Annotated in this window: 3 protein-coding genes; 1 reads left to right on the top strand and 2 read right to left on the bottom strand. The window is 67.2% G+C overall.

Annotation, left to right across the window (positions count from 1 at the left end; translation table 11 throughout):
* Positions 1 to 525 precede the first annotated feature (525 nt).
* Positions 526 to 900, top strand: a complete 375-nt coding sequence (locus tag MJ785_RS20800; RefSeq protein WP_239382482.1) for an XRE family transcriptional regulator — start codon at positions 526 to 528, stop codon at positions 898 to 900.
* A gap of 480 nt (positions 901 to 1,380) precedes the next feature.
* Here MJ785_RS20800 and MJ785_RS20795 read toward each other — a convergent pair whose 3' ends face one another.
* Positions 1,381 to 2,517, bottom strand: coding sequence for a Fic family protein (locus MJ785_RS20795; protein WP_239313742.1), 1,137 nt, complete (start codon positions 2,515 to 2,517; stop codon positions 1,381 to 1,383).
* A gap of 439 nt (positions 2,518 to 2,956) precedes the next feature.
* A partial coding sequence (locus tag MJ785_RS20790) for a vanadium-dependent haloperoxidase (RefSeq protein ID WP_239382480.1) occupies positions 2,957 to 3,859 on the bottom strand: 903 nt, incomplete at its 5' end.

Raw genomic sequence — 3,859 nt, 5'->3', positions numbered from 1 at the left:
CCTATGCCTCCGACCTCGGCCACGCCTACGCCGGCCGGGAACTCCACGTCCCCGGCTCCTGGGCCGCCGACCCCGCCCGACGGGAGGCCGCAGGCATGCCCGGCGACTGGGAATTCGCTACCAAACGCGAAGGTATGAACTTGAGGTTATACCGAGCCGGTGCTGATCGACTGGTCCCGCGAGTTCGACCGGTGGCTCAGTGGGATCGAGGAGCAAGGCGGCCCGGCGCTGCGTTGGACCACCGCCATGCTCGCCGAGCTTCAGGACCTTGAGAAGAAGCCGGTCGACGATTCGGCGACGTTCAAGCGCATACGCCAAGCGCGCCGGCACGAACTGTGGCGCATCAGCCATCCCTTCGACAAGCAGGTCGCCGTACGGATCGTCTGCTGGTTCCCGGACGAGGCGACCGTTCGCGCTTGTCGGCTTCGACAAGGCCAAGCACGGCGACGTCTGGTACTCCAGCGCGGCCGTCCGTGGCGAGGTGCTTGTGGACCAGTGGCTTCGCGAGCACGGACAGGAGGGCACATGACGACCAGCCGCAGTACCGAGACGTTCGTCTCCGGCGACGAACGGGTCCGGCGCCTTCGCGAGAGGGCCGACCTCGCCGACCAGGTAGAGTCCGCCCGCGCACAGATGCGTGACGCGGACCGCGCCCACGCTATGGGACTCTCCGCGATTCGACGGGCGGCGGATCTCACCCAGACCGAACTCGCCCGGCAGCTCGGGGTCAGCCAGGCGGCCGTGGCGAAGACAGAGCAGCGGCACGACCTGTTGCTGTCGACCCTGCGGGCCTACCTGGAAGCCATCGGCGGCCACGTGCGGATCGTGGTCACCTTCCAAGGCGGACGCGAGGTCGAACTCGACCTCAGCCAGCTGGGATCGACGCCCTCTGGCGCATAGCCGGCGACAACCTGACACCAGCGGAACACGCATGGCCGGAAGGTCGTGAAGGTGTCCCGATTTTATTCATACCTCTCGTGTTTCGCACCTATGCGGCGGCTGCGGCGCAGGCCAGGGAGTAGTCCCGTAATAGATCGGGGTCCACGTGACCTGGGCGAACCGCGGTAAATCTGGCTGCGATCAAGGTTCTGCGCAGCTTGACGATCATGTCTTCGAAGGATGGTTCGGTCTTGCTGCCCTACCACGGCTCAGCGAGCCGGCGGGCGAGCACGTCCTCGGGCTGCTAGCCGTGCAGGGCATACCAGACGATGACCAAGGTCTGCACCAGCATGCGGGAGTGCCCGAGCAACGGTGTAACACCCAGCGCCAGCGGGCCGTTTCCGCAGGCGAAGGCCCCCTTGCTGGTAGTTACCGGAAAATCTTCTGACAGTCCCGTCCTGGCGTCTACCGGTGGTTGTGTCGGCAGCCCGCGGCGCCTTGTCAGCTGGTGTATGGATTCCTCAAGGTCATGGGCGTGCGCGCGATGTCAAGTGCCGGCCGAGGGAAGCGGGGGCCTGCCGTGTAGTAGCGGGCCCGGGTTCGGCCGACCGGTTCTAGGACTTGGGCGGTGGTGAGGTCGCGGAGGTCGCGTTGCGCCTGCTGCAGGCTCAGGCCCTCGGCGTGCTCGTACCGTGAGCGGCGGACACGTCCAGCCATGGCCACGTCGTGCAGGGCGGTGACCACTCGCTCTTCCAGACCGGTGCTCTCGGTGAATTCGGAGAGTGCGCGCCATACCCGCCCGGAGCGGTCGAGGCGGCCTTGAACGGTCTGGGCCTGCTGGTGGTAGGCGGTCAGGTTGAAGCGGATCCAGCTGGAGACGTCCTGGTCGGGACGGTACGTGGGGCCCCGGTCGGCGAGTTCGCGGTAGTACTCCCAGGTGTTGCCGGGGCGGCCGAGCCACGCCTCGATGGACGAGAACTCCGGGGCGAGGGCACCTTCGCGGGCGATCATGAGCGTCTGCAGCGAACGGGACATCCGGCCGTTCCCGTCGGCCCAGGGGTGGATGGACACAAGGTGCAGATGTGCCATGGATGCTCGCACCAGCGGGTGGGTGCCGTCGTCGGCGTTGAGCCGGTCGATAAGTTCCTTCATCAGCGCCGGGACGACATCGGCGTCCGGGGCTGTATAGGCCGCGATGCTGGGGTCGCGGGCGTCCGTGACGTAGACGGGGCCCCGGCGCCACTGGCCGGCTGGCTTGCGCACGGTGTGACGGTGGCCTTGCAGCATCCAGTGCAAAGCGTTGAGTATGCCTTTGCTGTAGCTGAAGTCCTCGGCATCGTGGAGCGTCTGGATATACGTCATCATTCGCTGATAGGCGAGGGTCTCCTCCCGGTTCTCGTCCGAAACCTCAACATCTCGCTCGCCATCCATCAGATCCTGGACGTCGATCGTGGATACCTTGAAGCCCTCGATGGAGTTCGAGGCCGCGACGGCATCGGCGGTCAGGAACTTCCGGAGTCCCTCAGTCCATTTCGACGGCGTGGTCTGGATTTGGTGCCGCAGTGCATCCCGCATGCCGTCGATCTCGCTGAGCACCTGATCGTCGGCAGGTCTGAGGGCTGGCGTGGGGTAGAGCATGCATTGACGATAGTTTGACGCAGTCATTACGTCAAAACGGGCTGGGCCACCAGCGTTGAGTCAGGCTTTCAAGCAGCTCATTCGCGATCCTTTTGCAAGATCCAGAAATCGCGATCTGGCTCTCTACCAGCGGAAACGCGTGGACCTTCATCCCGGTTACTCGAACACGCCCGCCCGCCGAGCGAAGCTCGGCATCGGGGGGTCCTGGGGTCGTCCCCAGGGCAGACAATGCGGCCCGCAGGGAAGCTGAACGGAGTTCAGCGACCACAGCGGGCCAGCTCGTGGAGGTGAGGGGATGGAACTTGAACCCCGATCTGGCCCGTTATCTGCGCGAACGTTTGAGGTAAGCGCGTTCGGCGTATCGCCGCCGGCTGGACGTATCCCTTTTCATCCTTCGGCAGCCCGCGGTGCACCGGGTCGGCGAGTTCGGCGATGTGCCTTACCAGCCGGCCCGCGCCAGATCGAACCGGGCGACCTGCAATCCCAGCCGGAGCCCGGCCCGGTCGGAGGTGCGGAAGTGGATGCCGGCCCAGACCCGTGCGTTCAGCACGTCCTCGGCCACCTGGGTCCAGGAGGTGTACGTCCGAGTGAAGCCCGGGGCGGTGGCGGCGGTGAGCGTGAGAGGACGCGGCGGCTGCGGCCCGAGCAGTTCGGTGAGCACGGTGACCGCCGCGCCGGTGTAGCCGTTGTGGCCGCTGGGGTACTCGGAGTTGTCCGGGGGTGGGAACAGCGAGGTCCAGGTGGGATCGGCCCGGGTGTCGGGGTTACCGTCGATGGCGGCTAGGTGTATGGCGGTGACCGGGCGCCATCGGAGGTAGACGTACTTAGCCTCGTACACGGCGATGTAGGCGTCTGCGGTCACCGCGTGGAACGTGGCGAGCAGGCGGGCGCGGTCCCCCGTTGACCGTGGTACACCCGCGGCCAGAACCTGGCGCAGCATCTGGGTCCAGTTAGCGAGGGCGGCCGGCTGCCAGAGCAGCGCCACGCTGGTCTGGTCGGGGGTGCGGACGGTGCTGTCGAGTCGTCCGAACGCCTTCGTCTCGGCGAAGTCCCGTGCGTACTGCGGGGATGTCAGCGGGGGTGGCGGGGAGGGGCGGAACCGGTCGGCCCGGTCGAGCAGGAATGGCCGCGCCCTACCCTGTCCCGCCTGGACGGCCGGGTTGAAGCCCGGTGGGGTGGGCCGCCAGATCCCAGGAGCGTCCGAGGGCGGAGTGAACGGCGTGTTCACCGATGCGGGATCCAGGCCGTCACCGGCACGCTCGGCGAGCATCCGGGCGGCTGCCGCGCGGCCCGCCGCGACGCCGCGGGAGGTGGCGGAGCCGCGCGGCAGGCGGGCCAGGGT

This window comes from Protofrankia sp. CiT1, from assembly GCF_917627335.1.
In the GTDB taxonomy this organism is placed as follows: domain Bacteria; phylum Actinomycetota; class Actinomycetes; order Frankiales; family Frankiaceae; genus Protofrankia.
Note: the sequence above shows the minus strand (reverse complement) of the source record. Positions and strands in the feature narration are given on the sequence as shown.